Below are 18620 nucleotides of genomic sequence, written 5' to 3'. Positions count from 1 at the left end.
GCCGCCGGCGCCGTCGTACCGTCCTGATCGCCGCCGGCTTCGTCCTGGCGGCCGGCGGGCTCAGCCTCGCCGAACTGGGCACCGACGCGCCCTTCTCGCCCTTCTCCGGCGGTGCCCCGGCCCCGGCCGGGGACGCCTCGGCGGACGGCGGCGCCGCCTCCGTCGCACCGGGCCGCACCGCCGACCCGATAGGCGCGACGACGTCCGGTGCCACGCCACGCGCGGGCGGCTCCGCCTCACCGGACGCCTCGGCCTCCGCCTCCCCGTCGACGTCCCCGGGAGACGAGAAGGAATCCCCCTCTCCCTCCGCCACGGACACCGGCACGGCGCAGCAGCCGGCCACGACGGGCTCCGGTGCGACCCCGACGACCCCGGCCGCCCCGCCTCCCAGTCAGCCGGCCACTCCGACCGAGGCCCCGACGACCTCCGCACCCACGCCCGAGCCGTCGCCCACCAAGACCTGCGACCGCTTCCTGTGGTGGTGCACCTGAGCGCGTCCGCGGGCGCCTGAGCCGTCCGCCTCCGGCTCCGTCCGTGTGCACGTGAAGCACACCCCGGCGCACCCCGCCACCCCGCGCCATCGGCCATCCGGGGTATCCGTGACACCCCTCGGCCCTCACGGGGGTTGAGTCGAACAGGCACGTCTCGCCGTACCGGTCTCGGGAACGCCCGATGTCAGGGAGGGGCGTTGTGCCGAGCGGGAGCAGTGAGCAGCGGAACGGTCGAGGAGAGCGGATGACGCAGGAGATCACCGTCCAGGGCACGGTCGCCGAGGGCTTCGAGTCGGTGCGCGAGGAGTTCGCCGCCTTCGTCGCCGAGGAACGAGAGGACTACGAGGGCCAGTTGTGCGCGTACGTGCACGGACGGCGGGTCGTGGATCTGTGGGCGGGCGCGAGGGTGACGGGTGACTCGCTGTACGCCGTGTACTCGGCCACGAAGGGCGCGGCCCATCTGGTCGCGGCGCTGCTCGTGCAGGACGGCACGCTGGAGCTGGACCGCAAAGTCACGTACTACTGGCCGGAGTTCGCCGCCGAGGGCAAGGGCGCGCTGACCCTGCGGGACCTGCTGGCCCACCGCGCGGGGCTGGTCGGCACCGACACCGGGTTCAGTCCCGCCGAGCTGGCCGACGACCGGATGATCGCCGAACGCCTCGCCGACCAGCGGCCGTTCTGGCGGCCGGGCACGGCGTTCGGCTACCACGCGCTGGTCATCGGCGCGCTGACCGGCGAGGTCGTCCGCCGGGCGACGGGCCGTACGCTCCAGGAGGTGTACGAGGAGCGGGTGCGCGCCCCGCACGGCCTCGACCTCCACCTGGGTCTGCCGCAGGCGCACGAGCCGCGCTTCCGCCCGGTCCGGCCGATGCTGCCGACGCCCGCGCAGCAGGCGCAGCTCGACGCCGTGCCGACCGGCCCGCACACCCTCGCGTCGATCGCCTTCAACCGGCACGGCGCGGAGCCCACCGATCTGGAGAGCCTGCCGAACGAGCGGCTGATCCGCGCCCAGGGGCCCGCCTCGGTGGGCGGGATCGGCTCGGCGCGCGGTCTCGCGGGGATGTACGCGGCGATGATCAGCGAGGTGGACGGCCGGGCCCCGCTGCTGAAGGGCGACACGCTGGCGGAGTTCGCCCAGATCCACTCCACGGGGTACGACCTGGTGGCCCGCACCCACAAGTCCTTCGGTCTGGGCTTCCAGGCGACCGCCGACGTCTGGCACCCCTTCCTGGGCGCGGGCACGCTGGGTCACAGCGGCGCCAACGGCGTCCAGGCCTTCGCGGACCCCCACGCGGGCATCGCCTACGGCTACACGCGGCGCAGGTTCGCTTTCCCGGGCGGAGCGGCCCCGGAGAACAACAGACTGGCGGCGGCCGTCCAGCGGGCGGCTCTGGCGGCGCCCTGAAGGGGTACCGCCCCGGCGGACGTCCCCGGGCAGAAGAACAGCCGCACCCCACGTCCAAGGATGCGGCTGCCGATGTAGGGAACGACGAAGGTCAGACCAACGTCACGCTGATGTTCCCGCGAGTCGCCTTCGAGTAGGGGCACACCTGGTGGGCCTTCTCCAGCAGCTCCCGCGCGGTGGCCTGGTCGACGTTCGGGATGCTCGCCGAGATCTCCACGATGATCCCGAACCCCTCGTCGTTCCTGCCGATGCCGACCTTGGCCGTGACGGTCGACCCGGACACGTCGGCGCCCTCCTGCCGGGCGACGACCCCCAGCGCCCCCTGGAAGCAGGCGCTGTAACCGGCGGCGAACAGCTGTTCCGGGTTGGTCCCGGACCCGCTGCCGCCCATCTCCTTCGGCGGGTTGACGACGACGTCGAGTCGGCCGTCGTCCGTGGCGACCCGCCCGTCACGGCCGTTCTCGGCGGTGGCGACGGCGGTGTACAGGACGTCGGACTGCGTGATGGGCATGCGGTTGTCTTCCTCCTCGGTCCGCCGCGACTCGCGCCCACGATCACGACGGATTTCGGAAAGAAGCTACCGCATGCCGGAAGTCACGGGAAGTCTAGAGCTTGACGACCATCTTGCCGATGTTGTCGCCGCGCAGGACCCCGAGGAACGCCTCCAGGTTGTTCTCGATGCCCTCGACCACGGTCTCCCGGTACTTCAGCGCGCCCGAGGCGACCCACGGGCCGACCTCCTGGACGAACTGCGGCTGGAGGTCGCAGTGGTCGCCGACCAGGAAGCCCTCGATCCGGCCGCGCGTCTGGATGAGCCGGGCCAGGTTCTTCGGGCCGGGTGCGGGCTCGGTGTTGTTGTAGACCGAGATCATGCCGCAGACGGCGATCCGGCCGCCCTGGTTCAGCGAGCCGATGGCGGCCTCCAGGTGGTCCCCGCCGACGTTGTCGAAGTAGACGTCGATGCCGTCGGGCGCGGCCTCGCGCAACTGCTCGGCGACCGGGCCGTTCTTGTAGTTGAACGCGGCGTCGAAGCCGTACTCGTCCACGAGGAGCTTGACCTTCTCGTCGGAACCGGCCGAGCCGATGACCCGGGCGGCGCCCTTCAGCTTGGCGATCTGGCCCACCTGGCTGCCCACGGCCCCGGCGGCGCCCGACACGAACACGATGTCGCCCTCCTTGAAGGAGGCGGTGCGCAGCAGCCCGGCGTAGGCGGTCAGGCCGGTCATGCCGAGGACGCCCAGGTACGTCGACAGGGGCGCGGCCTCCGGGTGGACCTTCACGGCGTTCTTCGCGTCCACGGCCGCGTACTCGCGCCAGCCGAAGAAGTGCAGGACGTGGTCGCCGGCGGAGATGCCCTCGGCGCGGGACTCGATCACCTCGCCGACCGCACCGCCCTGCATGACCTTGCCCAGCTCGAAGGGGGCGACGTAGGACTTGGCGGCGCTCATCCTGCCGCGCATGTACGGGTCGACCGAGAGGTACTTGTTCCGCACCAGCACCTGACCCTCGCCCGGGGTCGGGACCGGCGCCTCGACGAGGGCGAAGTCCTCGGGCTTCGGCCAGCCGACGGGACGGCTGAGCAGGTGCCACTCGCGGTTGATCATGACGGAGCCTTTCGTGTCACGGCAAATACTTCAGTACCTGAAACAACCATGCTCCTGAATATTTCAGGATGTCAAGTAACGGGGTATTCTGGTGGGCATGTCCACCCCATCGAAGACCCACCGCCCCGACGCCCTGACCCTGGAAGTGGTCGAGCTGATCGGTGACGTCGTGGCCCGCTTCTACGCGGACTACGAGGAGGCGGCGGGCGAGCACACGCTGACCGGCCCGCAGGCCAGGCTGCTCAGCCTGCTCTCGCTGGAACCGCTGCCCATGCGCAAGCTGGCCCAGAAGCTCAAGTGCGAGCCGTCCAACGTCACCGGGATCGTGGACCGGCTGGAGTCCCGCGGCCTGGTGGAGCGCCGCCCCGACCCGGCCGACCGCCGGGTCAAGGTGGCCGCCGCCACCGAGGAGGGCCGCCGGGTGGCCCGCGACCTGCGCGAGAGCCTGCACTTCGCCCGCGAGCCCCTCGCCGCCCTCACCGACGACCAGCGCCGCTCCCTGCGCGACCTGCTCCGCCGCATGCTGGACGCCTGAGCCCCCGTCGGTCACCGGCCGGCCGCGCTGTCGCACCGAGCCAGTAAAGTCCTCGCCATGCGCGATCTCGGGGTGGGTTTCGGGTACTTGCTGAAGGGCCAGCGATGGGTGGCCCGGCACGGGCGGAGTTACGGCTTCGGGCTGCTGCCCGGCCTCATCACGCTGGTGCTGTACGCCGCCGCGCTGGTCGCGCTCGCCGTGTGGGGCGCGGACGCGGTCACCTGGGCGACCCCGTTCGCGGACGACTGGTCCAGCCCCTGGCAGGGCCTGTTCCGCGGCTTCCTGACGGCCGTCCTCTTCGCCCTCGGCCTGCTGCTGGCCGTGCTGACGTTCACCGCCGTCACCCTGCTGGTGGGCCAGCCCTTCTACGAGAACCTCTCCGAGAAGGTCGACGCCGACGTCTCGCCCGGCGGCACCGCCCCGCGCTCGGACCTCCCGCTCTGGCGCGAACTGTGGATCTCCGCCCGGGACAGCCTGCGCGTCCTGGTGCGGGCCGCCCTGTGGGGCGTCCTGCTCTTCGCCCTCGGGTTCCTGCCGTTCGTCGGGCAGACCGTCGTCCCCGTGATCGGCTTCTTCGTCACCGGCTTCTTCCTCACCGAGGAACTGGCCGCCGTGGCGATGCAGCGCCGGGGTGTCGACCTGCGCGCCCGGCTCACCCTGCTCCGCTCCCGCAAGACCCTGGTATGGGGCTTCGGCACCCCCCTGGGCCTGGCCTTCCTGGTCCCGTTCGTCGCGGTCTTCCTGATGCCGGGCGCGGTCGCGGGCGCCACGCTCCTCGCCCGCGACCTGCTGGGCGAGGAGACCGGCGGGGACGGCGCCGACGAGCCCGCGGCGCAGGACGTCACCCCGTGACCGAGATACTCGCCGTAGCCGTCATCACCGTCCTGGCCGTCATCGCCCCCGGCGCCGACTTCGCGATGATCGTCCGCAACAGCTATCTGTACGGCCGCCGCACCGGCCTGCTCGCGGCCACCGGGGTCGCCGCGGGCGTGCTGGTCCACGTCACCTACACCATGCTCGGCGTGGGGTTCCTGATCGCCTCCTCGGCCTTCCTGTTCACGGTCATCAAGCTGACCGGCGCGGCCTACCTCGTCCTCGTCGGCGTACGCACCTTCCGCGCGCGCGGCGAGGTGACGGTGGATCTGGAGCACAGGACGCGGCTGACCCCGCTCGCCGCGCTGCGCACCGGCTTCCTCACCAACGTCCTCAACCCCAAGACCACCCTGTTCGTGGTCTCCACGTTCGCCCAGGTCGTCAGCCCCGGTACGCCGGTCTACCGGCAGGTGGGCTACGGCCTGTTCATGTCGCTGGCCCACCTGCTGTGGTTCGGCGTGGTCGCGCTGTTCTTCTCGCAGGAGCGCATGCGCACGCTGATGCTCCGGGCCCAGAAGGTCCTCAACAAGGTCATCGGGTCCGTCCTGGCCGGCCTCGGCGTCAGCCTGGCCTTCGCTCCGTCGCACTGACGGACACCGCGACGATCGCCCGGACCTGCGCGACGATGTCCAGCCGGTTGCGCACGAACTCGGGGTCGGTCACCTCGGTGGTGTTCCCGGTCCCGAACTGGAGCACGGGGGTGTGCACATGCCCGCCCGGCAGCGTCTCGTGCAGCCCGAGCCGGTCCCGCAGCAGGGTGGCCCGGTAGGCGATCTCGTTGGAGAGGTAGTCGCCGCCGGCCCCGGCACGGGCGGTGGAGCCGGGGGTCGGCCCGTCCGGCCGTACGACGGGCGCGGTGCCACCCGCCGGTATCTCGGTCACCTCCGTGTGGTCGTACACGGGGAAGCGGCCCGTCGGCGCGGCCACGACGGCGGCGTACGGCAGGGTGGTGCTCGTCCACTGCGGCTGCGACGCCGGGTCCGTGACCGGAACGGTCCCGGTCCGGCCGACGTTGTCGTTGTCCGGGAAACCGCCCCGCCAGGCGCCGTTGGTGCGCTCGATGTCGAACCGGCCGGCACGGCCCTGGCTCACGGTCGTGAACAGGTCCACCTTCGGCAGATACGGCCGCAGCGTCCGCTCCACCGTGCCCTCGGCGAAGTCCTGCCAGCGCACCGGGAAGACGGCGGTCTCGATGCGCGCCGGTCCCCGCGCCGTCTGCACGACCGTGCCGTCCAGCGCGAGCGCCGTCGCGCCGGAGGGGTTGGAGATGCGGATGTCCCGGTCCAGCGTGAAGGGGTCGAACCCGGTGAGGAGGACCCGCCGCAGGCGCTCCTTCCCCGGGTAGCGGATGTCCGTCTGCCCGCGCGAGGTCCGCTCCAACTGGTCCAGGAGCGCGTTCCGTTGCCCGTCCGTGAGCCCGAAGCCCGGTTCCCACGTGCGCACTTCCCGGGTCATCCCCAGCCGGGCCCAGTACAGCGGCCGGTCGTCGTCCCGGCTCAGATCGCCTCCGGCCGGTCCCCGTGCCTGCGCCCGCTCCACGGCCCGCCGCCACAGCGCGGACCCCTCCCGTACGACGGTGCGGCGGGCCTGGGCGTAGGAGTGCGCGCGGTGCAGGGCGCGACGGAACCCGGGTGCCGCGTCGGCGAATCCGGAGCGCCGCAGGATCTCCTGTGGCACGGCCTTGTCGAGGCGCTGCTCCTCGACGGTGGGGGAGGGCGCGGCGGTGGTGGCGGAGGCCGTGGCCGTGGGCGCGGACAGGCCGGTCAACAGGGCCAGCCCGAGGAGGCCGAGACGTATACGGGTCAAGGGAGTTCGGGTCCTTCCGTCGCTGTGGGGCGCGTGATGCGGTGGACGGCCGCAGTATCGCGTGACGGAAGTGACCTACGCCATGGTGCGTGCGATCTGCTTGGCGGTCCACTCGGCCACGACATGCGCCACACGCGGCCGGAGCCCCGCCCGCAGGGCCGCCTCCAGCAGGCCGAAGACGTGGCAAGTGTGAAGGGTTCGTACGAGATCTCCGCCGGGCGCTCGATCGAGGACCGCCGCGCCATCACGGCGATTAACGTCTGTTCCGGGACAAGTCCCCCGCCGGGGACCCGTCTCCGCCGAGCAGCCCCGGTCCGGGAACCTGACCCCTGGACCGGGGCTTCACGGCCGTCCCGGGAACGGCTACCGGCCCCGGACGCCGAATCCGTACACCGTCTCGGAGCGGAAGACCTCACCGGGCCGCAGCACCGTGCTCGGGAAGTCCGGCCGGTTGGGGGAGTCCGGGAAGTGCTGCGTCTCCAGGGCGATCCCGGCACCGGGCCGGAGCGGCCCGGACAGATGGTCGGCGGTGTACAGCTGGAGGCCCGGCTCGGTCGTGGCCACCGTCAGGGTCCGCCCGGACGCCGGGTCGTACAGCTCGGCCACCTCCTCCGCCGCCTCGGTCACGCCCTTGTCCAGGACGAAGTTGTGGTCGTAGCCGGAGCCGGTCTTGCGGGCCGTGCGGAAGTCGAAGCGGGAACCGGTCACGTCCTCCGGCGCGCCGGCCGGGATCAGGTCCGCGTCCACCGGCGTGTACCGGGACGCGGCCAGCCGCAGCTCGTGCCCGCCCGCGTCACCGGACCCGCTCAGGTTCCAGTACGTGTGGCTGGTCGGGTTGACCACCGTCGGCGCGTCCGTGACCGCCTCGTAGGCGATCCGCAGCGCGCCCGACGCGTCCAGCGTGTACGTCACCGCCACCTCCAGCCGGCCCGGGAAGCCCTCCTCGCCGTGCGGGCTGACCCGGCTCAGGCGGACGCCGTGCGGCACGGGCGCCACCTCCCACACGCGCTTGTCGAACCCGCGTTCACCGCCGTGCAGCGAGTTCGGGCCGTCGTTGCGGGCCAGCGCGTACGTCCGGCCGTCCAGCGGGAACCGGCCGCCCGCGATCCGGTTCGCGTACCGGCCGATCACGGCACCCAGATACGGCTCGGGATGGGCCAGGTAGCCGTCGAGGTCCGGGAAGCCCAGCGCCACGTCCGCCGACCGCCCGGCGCCGTCCGGGACCTCCACGGACTGCACGATCCCGCCGTACGACAGCACCCGCACGCGCACCCCGCCGCGCTCCAGCGTCCACCGGTGCACCGCCGTGCCGTCGGGAAGCGTGCCGAAAAGTTCGTTCATGGGGGAAACCCTAATAGTGCCGTCGGACGCCGAATCGGCTGCGGGTGACGGTTCACCGCACGTGCCGCGCCCGCTTGACGGGCTGTCGTGTGTCTGGTGGTGTTTCCCCTCATCCCGCTCGCTGTCGGGGCGGACGAGGACTCATCACGCGCGGGGGACGCATGAGTGAGCGTGAGCTGTGGGCGAGTGCGGGCCTGCTGGCCACATTCCTGGGCTTCGTCGTGTCGGTCTTCGTCGGCCCCCCGGCCTGGTTCGTGGGCCTTCTGTTCGCCGCACTGGCCGTGAGCGTACTGATCATCTGGACCGAGCAGAAGAAGCGCGGCCACCGCTGAAGCCACTGCCTGTCCGACCCGCTCACCGAACGGGCCGGTCACGGATTTCTCGCCGTGATCCTCCGGTACGCGATCTCCGCGAGCCGCGCCTGGCCGTCCTTGCTGGGATGGAACCAGTCCCAGTGGCTCAGCTGGTCCGTGCCGAACCGGTAGTCGTACACCGCGTTGCCGTCGAAGCGGCAGCGGCGGTCCTTGGCACAGACCTCCTCCAGCACCCGGTTGTACTCCACCACCCGCTGCTGCACGGAGTCCCGGCGCAGCATCGCCGTGCTGGTCAGGTCGTCCGCGTCGCCCAGCATCGACGGGCAGATGCCCAGCTTCCACACCTGCTTGCCCAGCGGGTTCGCCCGTCCCTCCGACCACAGCCGCTTCAGGTTCGGCACGCTCGCCACGTACACCTGTGTCCTCGGCAGCGCCGAGCGCAGCGTGCGCAGCGCCGCCTCGAAGTCCGCGCGGAAGTCGGCCACGGGCGTCATCGCCGACGCCGAGGCCCGGCAGGCGTCGTTCGCCCCCACCATCACCGTCACCAACTGCGGGCCGCGGGTGACCGCCTGCTCCATCTGCCCCGGCAGGTCCGCCATCCGGGCGCCCGTCACCGCGTAGTTCCAGCTGCGCTCCGCCGCCCCCGCGACGCCCAGCAGCCGCACCGCCAGGCTGTCCACCCGGGCGTCGCTGCCCGTCGCCCACGACACCTCCGGGCAGTCCGACAGCACGGTGCACGCGTCGAAGCCGCGCGTGATGGAGTCGCCCACCGCCGCGATCGAGTCCGGGCTGCGGTCCCACACCGGGGGCCGCGCGGCGCGTGCCGCGGTACCCGTCGGCGCCGGCGCGCTCCCGCCCCCGTCGGCACATCCGGCGGCGCCCAGCAGCACGGCCGCCACGACGGCGAGAACGGCCCGTACACGGTGGCTTCGCTTCCGCATCCCTGCTGTTCCCCTCGTTCGACGGTTGGCACTCCCTCCCCTGACAACGTGCGAGGGTTCCCGGCCCGGCGCCCCGGGAACGGCGCGGCCCCGCACAAGCGTCCCCCTGGGTGAATGGCGGCGGTTTCCTGGCACCGGGACCGACGGTACGTCACACTCCTTGCCCCGCCGCAGGGTAGCCTCGCCATCAACGCGGCCGTCGCGCCACTGCCGCCCAGCCAGTCCGCAAGATGTCCCGCTCTGCCCGGAGGTTCCGGTGACGACACGTGGAGTTCTGTACGTGCACTCCGCGCCGCGCGCGCTGTGCCCGCACGTCGAGTGGGCCGTCGCCGGGGTGCTCGGCACGCGCGTCAACCTCGACTGGATCCGGCAGCCCGCGGCGCCCGGCACCTGGCGCTCGGAGTTCTCCTGGCAGGGCCAGCCCGGCACCGCCTCCAAACTAGCCTCGGCACTGCGCGGCTGGCACCTGCTGCGCTTCGAGGTCACCGCCGAGCCCTGCGCCACCGCCGAGGGCGAGCGCTACAGCTGCACCCCCGACCTCGGCATCTTCCACGCCGTCACCGGCATCCACGGCGACATCCTCATCCCCGAGGACCGCCTGCGCGCCGCGCTGACGCGGTCCAGACAGGGCGAGACCGACCTGGAGGCGGAGATCGCCAAGCTCCTCGGCAAGCCCTGGGACGACGAACTGGAGCCGTTCCGCTACGCGGGCGAGGGCGCCCCGGTCCGCTGGCTGCACCAGGTGGTGTGACGTCGCGCACGTTCCCGGACACGACGAAGGGCCCCCACCAGCCGGTGGGGGCCCTTCGCTGACGTCTCTCAGACCGTCCGGAACGCCAGGACCACGTTGTGCCCGCCGAAGCCGAACGAGTCGTTCAGCGCGGCGATACGGCCCTCGGGCAGAGCCCGCGCCGCACCGACGACCACGTCCGCGTTGACCTCGGGGTCGAGGTTGTCCACGTTGATGGTCGGCGGGGCCGTGCGGTTCACCAGCGCCAGGATCGACGCGACGGTCTCCACACCGCCGGCACCGCCCAGCAGGTGACCGGTCATCGACTTGGTCGCGGAGATCGCCATGTGGTCGACGTCGTCGCCGAACACCTTCCGCAGCGCCTTGATCTCGGCCACGTCACCCTGCGGCGTCGAGGTGGCGTGCGCGTTCACGTGCACGATCTCGGCCGGCTTCAGATCCGTGGTGTCGAGCAGGTTCTGCAGCGCGTGCGCGATCCCGTTGCCGGACGGCTCCGGCTGCGTGATGTGGTGCGCGTCGGCGGAGATGCCCTGTCCGACCGCCTCGGCGTAGATCCGGGCGCCGCGGGCCTTCGCGTGCTCCTCGGACTCCAGGACGATCACACCGGCGCCTTCGCCGAGCACGAAGCCGTCCCGGCCGGCGTCGTAGGGCCGCGAGGCGCCCTGCGGATCGTCGTTGTTCTTGGACATCGCCATCATGTTGCCGAACGCGGCGATGGGCAGCGGGTGGATGGCGGCCTCGGTGCCACCGGCCACGACCACGTCCGCACGCCCGGTGCGGATCATCTCGATCGCGTACCCGATGGCCTCCGCGCCCGAGGCGCAGGCCGAGACCGGGGTGTGCACACCGGCGCGGGCACCCAGCTCGATCCCGACGTTGGCCGCCGGGGAGTTGGGCATCAGCATCGGCACGGTGTGCGGGGAGACGCGGCGTACGCCCTTCTCCCGGAGAACGTCGTACTGGTCCAGCAGGGTCGTCACGCCGCCGATGCCGGAGGCGATGACCGCGCCGAGACGGTCGGGGTTGACGGACGAGTCCTCACCGGCCCTGGCGGTGAAGCCGGCGTCCTTCCAGGCCTCCTGAGCGGCGATCAGCGCGAACTGCGCGGACCGGTCCAGCTTGCGGGCCTGCGGGCGGGGGATGATCTCGCCCGGCTCGACGGCGATCTGCGCGGCGATCCGGACCGGCAGCTGTGCCGCCCACTCCTGCTCCAGCAGGCTGACACCGGACGTGCCGGCGACAAGGGCCTCCCAGGTCGAGGCTGCGTCGCCACCCAGCGGTGTGGTTGCGCCGATACCGGTGACGACCACGGTGCGATTGGTCGGGCTCACGGGAATTCTTTCTCCAACGGATACGGGAGGACTACCCCCGCGTCTGCGGGGATTACGGCGCCACCGCCGGGTGGCGGGGCTAGCAGCCTGCGGCCTGAAGGGTGGCTCAGGCCTGGTGCTTGAGGATGTAGTCGGTCGCGTCGCCGACGGTCTTGAGGTTCTTGACGTCCTCGTCCGGGATCTTCACGTCGAAGCGCTCCTCGGCGGCGACGACGACCTCGACCATGGACAGCGAGTCGACGTCCAGGTCGTCGGTGAAGGACTTGTCCAGCTGGACGTCCTCGGTGGGGATCCCGGCGATCTCGTTCACGATCTCGGCGAGACCGGCGACGATCTCTTCCTGAGTGGCGGCCATGTCAGGCGCTCCTTCTTCGATAATCCAGACGGTTTGTGGCAGTTGTCCCCCTGCCGGACCGCATGATCCGGCACGGAGTGCCTAGGGGAGGGTAACGACCGTGGCGGCGTAGACGAGACCCGCCCCGAATCCGATGACGAGCGCGGTGTCGCCGCTCTTCGCCTCCCCGGTCGCCAGGAGCCGCTCCATCGCGAGCGGGATCGAGGCGGCCGAGGTGTTGCCGGTGGTGCGGATGTCACGGGCGACCGTGACGTGCTCCGGCAGCTTCAGTGTCTTCACCATCGAGTCGATGATCCGCACATTGGCCTGGTGCGGGATGAAGACGTCCAGGTCGTCCGCGGTGATTCCGGCCGCGTCCAGCGCCTGCTGGGCGACCTTCGCCATCTCGAACACGGCCCAGCGGAAGACCGCCTGGCCCTCCTGCGTGATCGCAGGGAACTTGATGTTGCCCTGGCTGTCCAGGGGCAGCTGGGAGACGTCACCGACGGCGAACCGGTCCCAGGGGACGGTCTGCTTGATGGTCTCGGACTTGTCGCCCTCGGAGCCCCACACGGTCGGGCCGATCGCCGGCTCGTCCGAGGGGCCCACCACGACCGCGCCGGCGCCGTCACCGAAGAGGAACGCGGTCGCCCGGTCCTCCAGGTCGGTCAGGTCGCTCAGCCGCTCCACGCCGATCACGAGCACGTAGTCGGCGGAACCTTCCACCACCATGCCCTTGGCGAGGGTGAGGCCGTAGCCGAAGCCCGCGCAGCCGGCCGAGATGTCGAAGGCGGCGGCCTTGTCCGTGCCCAGCTTGTCGGCGATCTCGGTGGCGACGGCCGGGGTCTGGCTGAAGTGCGAGACGGTCGAGACGACCACCGCGCCGATCTGCTCGGCGTCGATGCCGGCGTCCGCGATGGCCTTCCCGGAGGCCTCGATCGCCATCGCGGCGACGGTCTCCTCCGGACCCGCCCAGTGCCGGGTCTCGATGCCGGAGCGCGAGCGGATCCACTCGTCGGACGAGTCGATCCTCTCGAGGATCACCTCGTTGGGCACGACCCGGGTCGGCCGGTAGCCGCCGACACCGAGGATGCGCGCATACGGGGCACCCTTGCTGGGCTTGATCTTCGCCATGTACGGCTCCTTAGGCACCGGCGTGCTCTGCGAACAGAGCGCGGGCCGCGTCGAGATCGTCGGGGGTCTTCAGGGCCAGCGTCGCGACACCGGGCAGGGCCCGCTTGGCCAGGCCGGTCAGGGTGCCGCCCGGGCACACCTCGACGAGCGCGGTGACGCCCAGCTCCTTGAACGTCTCCATGCACAGGTCCCAGCGCACGGGGTTGGCGACCTGGCCGACCAGCCGCTCCAGCACCTCGGCACCGGACGCGACGGTCCTGCCGTCCTTGTTGGAGACGTACGCGACCTTGGGGTCGGCCGGCGACAGCTCCGCCGCGGCCTTGGCCAGCGTCTCGACCGCGGGCGCCATGTGACGGGTGTGGAAGGCCCCGGCCACCTTCAGCGGCACGACCTTGCGCACGCCCTCGGGCTTGTCCTCGGCCAGCGCGGCCAGCTGCTCCAGCGTGCCGGCGGCCACGATCTGGCCCGCGCCGTTGATGTTCGCCGGGGTCAGGCCGAGCTTCTCCAGGTGCGCGACGGAGGTCTCCGGGTCGCCGCCGAGCAGCGCCGCCATGCCGGTCTCGGTGACCGCGGCGGCGTCGGCCATCGCCAGGCCCCGCTTGCGGACCAGGCCGAGGGCGGCCGTGTCGCCCAGCACACCGGCGAAGGCGGCGGCGGTGATCTCGCCGACGCTGTGCCCGGCGACCGCGCCGGGGTTGATGTCACCGAGTGCCGCGGCGGACAGGATGCCGGCGGCCACGAGCAGCGGCTGGGCCACCGCGGTGTCCCGGATGGCGTCGGCGTCGGCCTGGGTGCCGTAGTGCACCAGGTCCAGTCCGATGGCGTCCGACCAGGCGGCGACGCGGTCGGCGGCACCGGGCAGTTCGAGCCAGGGGGTCAGGAAGCCGGGCGTCTGAGCGCCCTGGCCGGGAGCGACGAGTACGAGCACTCTCACACTCTCTCTTGGGGACGGGCACGGCCGCCCGTGAGGACAGGGACGAAGAACACGAAGGGCTTTTGTGGGCCTCCGACAAAACCCTATGCCTGGGTTTCGGCGTCGGCCAGACGCCCCAGGATGAGCGCGATCCGTAGTGTGAACGCGGATCGTACATCCGAAGGCGACCATCCGGTGACGTCAGTCACACGTCGGAGCCGGTAGCGGACGGTGTTCGGGTGAACGAAGAGCATCCTCGCCGCGCCTTCCAGGCTGCTCGCCTGCTCCAGGTACACACTCAGGGTTTCGAGGAGCGCCGAGCCCGCCTCCTCCAGCGGTCTGTAGATCTCCTCCACCAGCTGCTCACGGGCGCTCGGATCACCCGCGATGGCCCGCTCCGGCAGCAGATCGTCCGCCAGCACCGGACGCGGCGCGTCCTGCCAGGCGCAACAGGCCTTGAGCCCCGCGGCGGCGGCCTGCGCGGACCGGGTCGCGGCCAGCAGGTCGGGCACCACGGGCCCCGCGACGACCGGCCCGGCGGCGAACGGCCCGATCAGCGACTTGGCCACGGCGAGCGGATTGGCGCTGCCACCGGCGACGACGACCAGCCGGTCGCCGAGCACCCCGGTGAGCACCTGGAGCTTGGCGTGCCGGGCGGCCCGCCGGATGGCCTCCACCGTCAGCTCGCTGTCCCCGTCCGGCGCGGTCCCGAGCACGACGCACACGTGCTCGGGGGAGTTCCAGCCCAGCGCGGCGGCCCGGCTCACGGCCCCCTCGTCCGCCTCCCCGCTCAGCACCGCGTTCACGACCAGCGACTCCAGCCGCGCGTCCCAGGCACCGCGTGCCTCGGCGGCCTGGGCGTACACCTGGGCGGTGGCGAAGGCGATCTCCCGGGCGTACACGAGCAGCGCCTCGCGCAGCACGCTCTCGTCGCCCGGCGCCGCCACCTCGTCGATGGCGGACTCCATGACCTCGATGGTGGTCCGCACCATCTCCACGGTCTGCCGCAGCGTGATGGCCCGGGTCAGCTCACGCGGCGCGGTCCCGAAGACGTCCGTGGAGATCGCCTGGGGCGCGTCCGGGCGCCGGAACCACTCGGTGAACGCCGCGATGCCCGCCTGGGCGACGAGGCCGATCCAGGAACGGTTCTCCGGGGGCATGGCCCGGTACCACGGCAGGGTCTCGTCCATGCGTGCGATGGCCTGCGCGGCCAGGCTCCCGGAGGACTTCTCCAGTCGCCTCAGGGTCGCGGCGTGCGGATGGACGTCGTGGGCTGCGGGGTCGCCGTGGTGGGATTCGGGTTCGGGCACGGGACAAGACTGCCTTATCGGGCCGGGCCCGTGCGCCGCCGGGGTTGTGCTTGACGGCCCGGCCGACGCGCCGGGACGGCCGGGGCCGGCGGACCCTTGCCCTCGGGCCGTGTGCCCGCCCCGGCTACCGTGGTGCGCGTGATGGACGTACGGCGCGCCGGTGAGCGCTACCGCGGAGGGGATCCCGGGGCCGGGATCGACACCTGGCACGCCTTCTCCTTCGGCCCGCACTACGACCCGGACAACCTCCGCTTCGGCGCGGTGATCGCCTGCAACGAGGAACGGCTCGCGCCCGGCGCAGGGTTCGACGAACACCCGCACAGCCACACCGAGATCGTCACGTGGGTGGTCGAGGGCGAGCTGACCCACCGCGACTCCACGGGCCACGAGACCCGGGTCCGGCCCGGGGACGTCCAGCACCTCAGCGCGGCGGCGGGCGTACGGCACGTCGAGCGCAACGACGGGGGCGTTCCCCTGACCTTCGTCCAGATGTGGCTGGCCCCCCGCGAGCCCGGCGGCGATCCCTCGTACGACCTCGTCCCGGGCATCGCCGACGCCACGCCGTACGCGGTCCCCGCGGCGGGCGCGATGCTCCACGTGCGCCGCCTGGACCCCGGTGAGCGGACCGCCGTACCCGACGCGGCGTACGTGTACGCGCACGTGGTCCGGGGCGCGGTCCGGCTGGCGGGGGAGGAGCTTGGCCCCGGCGATGCGGCGAGGATCACAGGGGCGGAGGGCCTGGAGGCGGTGGCGGCGACCCCGGCGGAGCTGCTGCTGTGGGAGATGACGGCTTAGCCACGCGCTTCGGCGAGCACCGCGTCCGTGAACGCCGGCCACGCCTCGACCGCCCAGGGGCCGAACGCCCGGTCCGTCAGGGCGACCGCGGCGAGCCCGGCATCCGGATCGATCCACAGGAACGTACCGGACTGCCCGAAATGTCCGAACGTGCGCGGCGAGGAGGAACTCCCCGTCCAGTGCGGGGACTTCCCGTCGCGGATCTCGAAGCCCAGCCCCCAGTCGTTCGGGTTCTGGTGGCCGTACCCCGGCAGCACCCCCTTCGTCCCCGGGTACTGCACGGTCATCGCCGCCGCCACCGTCCGCGCGTCCAGCAGGCTCGGCGCCTGCACCTCCGCCGCGAACCGCAGCAGGTCCCCGACCGTCGACACCCCGTCCTTCGCCGGCGACCCCTCCAGCGACGTCGACGTCATCCCCAGCGGCTCCAGCACCGCCTGCCGCAGGTACTCCGCGAACGGAATGTCCGTCGCCTTGGCGATGTGGTCACCGAGCTGCTCGAACCCGGCGTTGGAGTACAGCCGCCGCTCCCCGGGCGCAGCCGTCACCCGGTGCTCGTCGAAGGCCAGCCCGGAGGTGTGGGCGAGCAGGTGGCGGACGGTCGACCCGGACGGCCCGGCCGGCTCGTCCAGCTCGATCGCGCCCTCCTCGTACGCGACGAGCGCCGCGTAGGCCGCCAGCGGCTTGGTGACGGAGGCCAGCCGGAAGCGGTGCCCGACGGGGCCGTGCGTCCCGAGGACGGTTCCGTCGGCTCGTACGACACCCGCCGCCGCGGTGGGGACGGGCCAGTTCTCGATCAGCGCCAGGCTCTGCAACGACATGCGTCCGAGCCTATGCGGCTCACAGCAGCAGCCGCATCGACGGGTCGGGGTCCCGGGTGAAGCCGAGGGCGGTGTACAGCGGCTCCGCCTCCGGCGAGGCGTTGAGCAGCACGTGCCCGGCGCCCCGTTCCCGGAACCAGCCCAGCAGCTCCTCCATGCACGCGCGGGCGTACCCCCGCCGCCGGGCGCCGGGGTCGGTCGCCACGCTGAAGACGTGCCCGACCCGCCCCCGCGGGTTCCCGGCCCGGCCGATGCGGTACTCCACCGTCCCCGCCACCAGCGCGGCCAGCGCCCCGGGCCGGCCGGGGTGCTCCGCGACGAACGCGGCGAAGTCCCCGTCCCGCTCGGCGAGCCGCTCCCGCAGCGTCGGCAGCGACTCCGCGTGCCACCCGGTCGACCCGGAACCCCCCGCGCCCGACAGGGAGTCGATCATCACCTGGCGCAGTCGCAGGACTTCGGCGGCGTCCTCGGGCCGGGCCCGGCGTACAAGACTCATGGGCCGCACGCTAATCAACCGCCCCGCACGCCGTCGCGCGGATTTCTCGGCGCACCCGCTTGCTTGGAGTGCACTCGAAGGCCATAGCGTGGAGGCATGACGGTGATGCAGACCACGCCAGCGGCCACGGAGAACGCCACCCCCGCCGACATCTGCTCCGCCCCGCCCCGGCGCCACCCCCGCCCCGACGGGCAGGACCGCTACACGATCAGCGAGGTCGTGGCGTTCACCGGCCTGACCGCGCACACGCTGCGCTGGTACGAGCGGATCGGGCTGATGCCGCACGTGGACCGCTCGCACACGGGCCAGCGCCGCTACAGCAACCGCGACCTGGACTGGCTGGACTTCGTGACCAAGCTCCGCCTGACCGGCATGCCGGTGGCGGACATGGTGCGCTACGCGGAACTCGTCAGGGAGGGCGACCACACGTTCGCGGAACGCCGTCAACTGCTGGAGTCGACCCGCAGGGACGTCCTGTCCAGGATCGCGGAACTCCACGACACCCTCGGCGTCCTGGACCGGAAGATCAGCTTCTACGGGCAGGAGCGGTAGCTACAGCTCGGCCAGCAACTCGGCCTTCTTGGAGGAGAACTCCTCGTCGGTGACCAGCCCCGCCTGGTGCAGTTCCCCGAGGTGCCGGATCCGCTCGGCGATGTCGGCGGGGTCCCGCCGTGCCGGGGCCGGTACGGCGGGTACCGGCCCCCGCGTCCGCACCGCCGCCAGCACGGCCGCGGCGAACGGCAGCGACTCGTGCACCGGCCCGTACCCCAGCCCGAACACCACGGACGCGGGATCCTGGTCGGGCTGCGCGGAACGAGCGGAGCCCGGATCGCGGGGGACCAGCCGCAGATGCCCCTCGAATATCTCCGGCGACCGCCACTCCACCCCGCTCAGCTCGGCCACCGGGAAACTCTGGTCGCCGGCCTTCCACTTCGCCGACGACGCCCCGGTCCACGACCAGCGGAACTGCACGGACGTCCCGTCGAAGGACGCCTTCCCGTCGTAGGCCTTGAACTGCAGCGGCGCCTCGGGCGCCGCCACGAGGTGCCGCTCGGCGGGCCCCGACTCGGTCAGCAGGCCCTTCAGTTCGTCGGCGTAGTACTCGGCGAGGGTCTCCCGCTCGGCCGGCAGCACCAGCCGGTAGGGGTCGGAGCCCTCCTTCAACTGGCCGTCGGCCGCCTCCATCAGCGGATCGGCGCCCGGACGCGGGGTCAGGCGCAGGACGACCGTGCCGCGCTTGCCCGGGGCGAGGCTCACGCCCTCGACCGCGGACAGCGGGATCCGGCGCTCGCCGAGCGCCTGGAACAACTTCGGTGTTCGAATCCCCCGTTCGTAACGGATGAGCACGGAGTCGGACTCGAACTCCCAGACGGCATGAAAACCCGCCAGTACGTCACCCATGCGGCTCATCGTATGCGGCACGTGCTC

22 protein-coding genes and 1 pseudogene are annotated in these 18620 nt (G+C 72.2%); 9 read left to right on the top strand and 14 right to left on the bottom strand.

From position 1 onward, the window contains the following. Window positions 1-491, top strand: a 491-nt coding sequence (locus ABZV94_RS23755) for a hypothetical protein (RefSeq protein ID WP_356343352.1), incomplete at its 5' end; no start/stop codon positions are given. 244 nt (window positions 492-735) lie between these two features. Continuing rightward, entirely contained in the window at window positions 736-1896 is a 1161-nt protein-coding gene (locus ABZV94_RS23750; protein ID WP_356343350.1) for a serine hydrolase domain-containing protein, read from the top strand. 91 nt (window positions 1897-1987) lie between these two features. Here the strand turns inward: ABZV94_RS23750 and ABZV94_RS23745 are convergent, their stop codons facing one another. Both ABZV94_RS23745 and ABZV94_RS23740 read right to left on the bottom strand, forming a co-directional pair. Continuing rightward, a complete protein-coding gene (locus ABZV94_RS23745) occupies window positions 1988-2407 on the bottom strand; it encodes an organic hydroperoxide resistance protein (RefSeq protein WP_356343347.1) in 420 nt (139 codons plus the stop codon). A gap of 94 nt (window positions 2408-2501) precedes the next feature. Continuing rightward, window positions 2502-3500: an NADP-dependent oxidoreductase gene (locus tag ABZV94_RS23740; protein ID WP_356343345.1), complete on the bottom strand. Its 999-nt coding sequence runs from the start codon at window positions 3498-3500 to the stop codon at window positions 2502-2504. Window positions 3501-3597: 97 nt separating this feature from the next. Between ABZV94_RS23740 and ABZV94_RS23735 the strand changes: the two genes are divergently transcribed. The 3 genes from ABZV94_RS23735 to ABZV94_RS23725 are packed head-to-tail and all read left to right on the top strand — an operon-like array spanning window position 3598 to window position 5498. Then, window positions 3598-4035 carry a MarR family transcriptional regulator gene (locus ABZV94_RS23735; protein ID WP_031093369.1) on the top strand — a complete coding sequence of 146 codons (438 nt, stop codon included), beginning with the start codon at window positions 3598-3600 and terminating at the stop codon, window positions 4033-4035. A gap of 57 nt (window positions 4036-4092) precedes the next feature. Then, window positions 4093-4887: an EI24 domain-containing protein gene (locus tag ABZV94_RS23730; protein ID WP_356343343.1), complete on the top strand. Its 795-nt coding sequence runs from the start codon at window positions 4093-4095 to the stop codon at window positions 4885-4887. Further along, on the top strand, window positions 4884-5498 hold the full coding sequence (locus ABZV94_RS23725) for a LysE family transporter (RefSeq protein WP_356343340.1): 615 nt from the start codon (window positions 4884-4886) through the stop codon (window positions 5496-5498). The genes ABZV94_RS23730 and ABZV94_RS23725 overlap by 4 nt, the downstream gene beginning before the upstream one ends. On the opposite strand, the gene ABZV94_RS23720 is transcribed toward ABZV94_RS23725, so the two are convergent. From ABZV94_RS23720 to ABZV94_RS23710, 3 genes and pseudogenes are all read right to left on the bottom strand, one after another. Then, complete coding sequence (locus ABZV94_RS23720) at window positions 5470-6714, bottom strand: pyroglutamyl peptidase (RefSeq protein ID WP_356343338.1); 1245 nt, start codon at window positions 6712-6714, stop codon at window positions 5470-5472. The genes ABZV94_RS23725 and ABZV94_RS23720 overlap by 29 nt on opposite strands. A gap of 96 nt (window positions 6715-6810) precedes the next feature. After that, a pseudogene (locus ABZV94_RS23715) lies at window positions 6811-6885 on the bottom strand (LysR family transcriptional regulator); the annotation flags it as partial. Window positions 6886-7077: 192 nt separating this feature from the next. Then, window positions 7078-8055, bottom strand: coding sequence for an aldose epimerase family protein (locus ABZV94_RS23710; protein ID WP_356343336.1), 978 nt, complete (start codon window positions 8053-8055; stop codon window positions 7078-7080). Window positions 8056-8216: 161 nt separating this feature from the next. Between ABZV94_RS23710 and ABZV94_RS23705 the strand changes: the two genes are divergently transcribed. Further along, entirely contained in the window at window positions 8217-8387 is a 171-nt protein-coding gene (locus ABZV94_RS23705; RefSeq protein WP_356343334.1) for a hypothetical protein, read from the top strand. 38 nt (window positions 8388-8425) lie between these two features. Here the strand turns inward: ABZV94_RS23705 and ABZV94_RS23700 are convergent, their stop codons facing one another. Continuing rightward, on the bottom strand, window positions 8426-9310 hold the full coding sequence (locus tag ABZV94_RS23700) for an SGNH/GDSL hydrolase family protein (protein ID WP_356343332.1): 885 nt from the start codon (window positions 9308-9310) through the stop codon (window positions 8426-8428). A 256-nt stretch (window positions 9311-9566) separates the two neighbouring features. Here ABZV94_RS23700 and ABZV94_RS23695 point away from each other — a divergent pair, with 256 nt between their 5' ends. Continuing rightward, complete coding sequence (locus ABZV94_RS23695; protein WP_356343330.1) at window positions 9567-10061, top strand: DUF3145 domain-containing protein; 495 nt, start codon at window positions 9567-9569, stop codon at window positions 10059-10061. Between the two features lie 68 nt (window positions 10062-10129). Here ABZV94_RS23695 and fabF read toward each other — a convergent pair whose 3' ends face one another. The 5 genes from fabF to fasR form a co-directional block, all read right to left on the bottom strand. Beyond that, on the bottom strand, window positions 10130-11392 hold the full coding sequence (gene fabF / locus ABZV94_RS23690; RefSeq protein WP_356343327.1) for a beta-ketoacyl-ACP synthase II: 1263 nt from the start codon (window positions 11390-11392) through the stop codon (window positions 10130-10132). A gap of 106 nt (window positions 11393-11498) precedes the next feature. Continuing rightward, a complete protein-coding gene (locus ABZV94_RS23685; protein WP_018545314.1) occupies window positions 11499-11747 on the bottom strand; it encodes an acyl carrier protein in 249 nt (82 codons plus the stop codon). Window positions 11748-11828: 81 nt separating this feature from the next. Continuing rightward, the gene (locus ABZV94_RS23680) at window positions 11829-12860 is read right to left on the bottom strand and encodes a ketoacyl-ACP synthase III (protein WP_356343325.1); all 1032 of its coding nucleotides are present in this window, start codon (window positions 12858-12860) and stop codon (window positions 11829-11831) included. 10 nt (window positions 12861-12870) lie between these two features. After that, window positions 12871-13788: an ACP S-malonyltransferase gene (locus ABZV94_RS23675; RefSeq protein WP_356343323.1), complete on the bottom strand. Its 918-nt coding sequence runs from the start codon at window positions 13786-13788 to the stop codon at window positions 12871-12873. A gap of 89 nt (window positions 13789-13877) precedes the next feature. Continuing rightward, on the bottom strand, window positions 13878-15083 hold the full coding sequence (gene fasR, locus ABZV94_RS23670; protein ID WP_356343321.1) for a fatty acid biosynthesis transcriptional regulator FasR: 1206 nt from the start codon (window positions 15081-15083) through the stop codon (window positions 13878-13880). A 141-nt stretch (window positions 15084-15224) separates the two neighbouring features. Here fasR and ABZV94_RS23665 point away from each other — a divergent pair, with 141 nt between their 5' ends. Further along, complete coding sequence (locus ABZV94_RS23665) at window positions 15225-15878, top strand: pirin family protein (RefSeq protein ID WP_356343356.1); 654 nt, start codon at window positions 15225-15227, stop codon at window positions 15876-15878. Here ABZV94_RS23665 and ABZV94_RS23660 read toward each other — a convergent pair. Further along, a complete protein-coding gene (locus ABZV94_RS23660) occupies window positions 15875-16696 on the bottom strand; it encodes a serine hydrolase domain-containing protein (protein WP_356343319.1) in 822 nt (273 codons plus the stop codon). The two genes, ABZV94_RS23665 and ABZV94_RS23660, sit on opposite strands and share 4 nt — an antisense overlap. Before the next feature lie 19 nt (window positions 16697-16715). Then, the gene (locus ABZV94_RS23655; RefSeq protein WP_356343317.1) at window positions 16716-17192 is read right to left on the bottom strand and encodes a GNAT family N-acetyltransferase; all 477 of its coding nucleotides are present in this window, start codon (window positions 17190-17192) and stop codon (window positions 16716-16718) included. Between the two features lie 96 nt (window positions 17193-17288). Between ABZV94_RS23655 and ABZV94_RS23650 the strand changes: the two genes are divergently transcribed. Then, entirely contained in the window at window positions 17289-17744 is a 456-nt protein-coding gene (locus ABZV94_RS23650) for a MerR family transcriptional regulator (protein ID WP_356343315.1), read from the top strand. Here the strand turns inward: ABZV94_RS23650 and ABZV94_RS23645 are convergent, their stop codons facing one another. Further along, complete coding sequence (locus ABZV94_RS23645) at window positions 17745-18593, bottom strand: DUF4429 domain-containing protein (protein ID WP_356343313.1); 849 nt, start codon at window positions 18591-18593, stop codon at window positions 17745-17747. Between the last annotated feature and the right edge of the window lie 27 nt (window positions 18594-18620).

This window comes from Streptomyces sp. NPDC004658 (genome assembly GCF_040609555.1).
Taxonomy (GTDB): domain Bacteria; phylum Actinomycetota; class Actinomycetes; order Streptomycetales; family Streptomycetaceae; genus Streptomyces.
This window is presented reverse-complemented; position numbering and strand designations above follow the sequence as displayed.

What these genes read in the sequence shown, in the direction of transcription:
- ABZV94_RS23735 (WP_031093369.1), top strand. Translation starts at nt 3,598, where the DNA reads ATGTCCACCCCATCGAAGACCCACCGCCCCGACGCCCTGACCCTGGAA.
- ABZV94_RS23740 (WP_356343345.1), bottom strand. Translation starts at nt 3,500, where the DNA reads ATGATCAACCGCGAGTGGCACCTGCTCAGCCGTCCCGTCGGCTGGCCG.
- ABZV94_RS23730 (WP_356343343.1), top strand. Translation starts at nt 4,093, where the DNA reads ATGCGCGATCTCGGGGTGGGTTTCGGGTACTTGCTGAAGGGCCAGCGA.
- ABZV94_RS23655 (WP_356343317.1), bottom strand. Translation starts at nt 17,192, where the DNA reads ATGAGTCTTGTACGCCGGGCCCGGCCCGAGGACGCCGCCGAAGTCCTG.
- ABZV94_RS23650 (WP_356343315.1), top strand. Translation starts at nt 17,289, where the DNA reads ATGACGGTGATGCAGACCACGCCAGCGGCCACGGAGAACGCCACCCCC.
- ABZV94_RS23745 (WP_356343347.1), bottom strand. Translation starts at nt 2,407, where the DNA reads ATGCCCATCACGCAGTCCGACGTCCTGTACACCGCCGTCGCCACCGCC.
- ABZV94_RS23645 (WP_356343313.1), bottom strand. Translation starts at nt 18,593, where the DNA reads ATGGGTGACGTACTGGCGGGTTTTCATGCCGTCTGGGAGTTCGAGTCC.
- ABZV94_RS23680 (WP_356343325.1), bottom strand. Translation starts at nt 12,860, where the DNA reads ATGGCGAAGATCAAGCCCAGCAAGGGTGCCCCGTATGCGCGCATCCTC.
- ABZV94_RS23660 (WP_356343319.1), bottom strand. Translation starts at nt 16,696, where the DNA reads ATGTCGTTGCAGAGCCTGGCGCTGATCGAGAACTGGCCCGTCCCCACC.
- ABZV94_RS23705 (WP_356343334.1), top strand. Translation starts at nt 8,217, where the DNA reads ATGAGTGAGCGTGAGCTGTGGGCGAGTGCGGGCCTGCTGGCCACATTC.
- ABZV94_RS23665 (WP_356343356.1), top strand. Translation starts at nt 15,225, where the DNA reads ATGGACGTACGGCGCGCCGGTGAGCGCTACCGCGGAGGGGATCCCGGG.
- ABZV94_RS23700 (WP_356343332.1), bottom strand. Translation starts at nt 9,310, where the DNA reads ATGCGGAAGCGAAGCCACCGTGTACGGGCCGTTCTCGCCGTCGTGGCG.
- ABZV94_RS23710 (WP_356343336.1), bottom strand. Translation starts at nt 8,055, where the DNA reads ATGAACGAACTTTTCGGCACGCTTCCCGACGGCACGGCGGTGCACCGG.
- ABZV94_RS23685 (WP_018545314.1), bottom strand. Translation starts at nt 11,747, where the DNA reads ATGGCCGCCACTCAGGAAGAGATCGTCGCCGGTCTCGCCGAGATCGTG.
- ABZV94_RS23750 (WP_356343350.1), top strand. Translation starts at nt 736, where the DNA reads ATGACGCAGGAGATCACCGTCCAGGGCACGGTCGCCGAGGGCTTCGAG.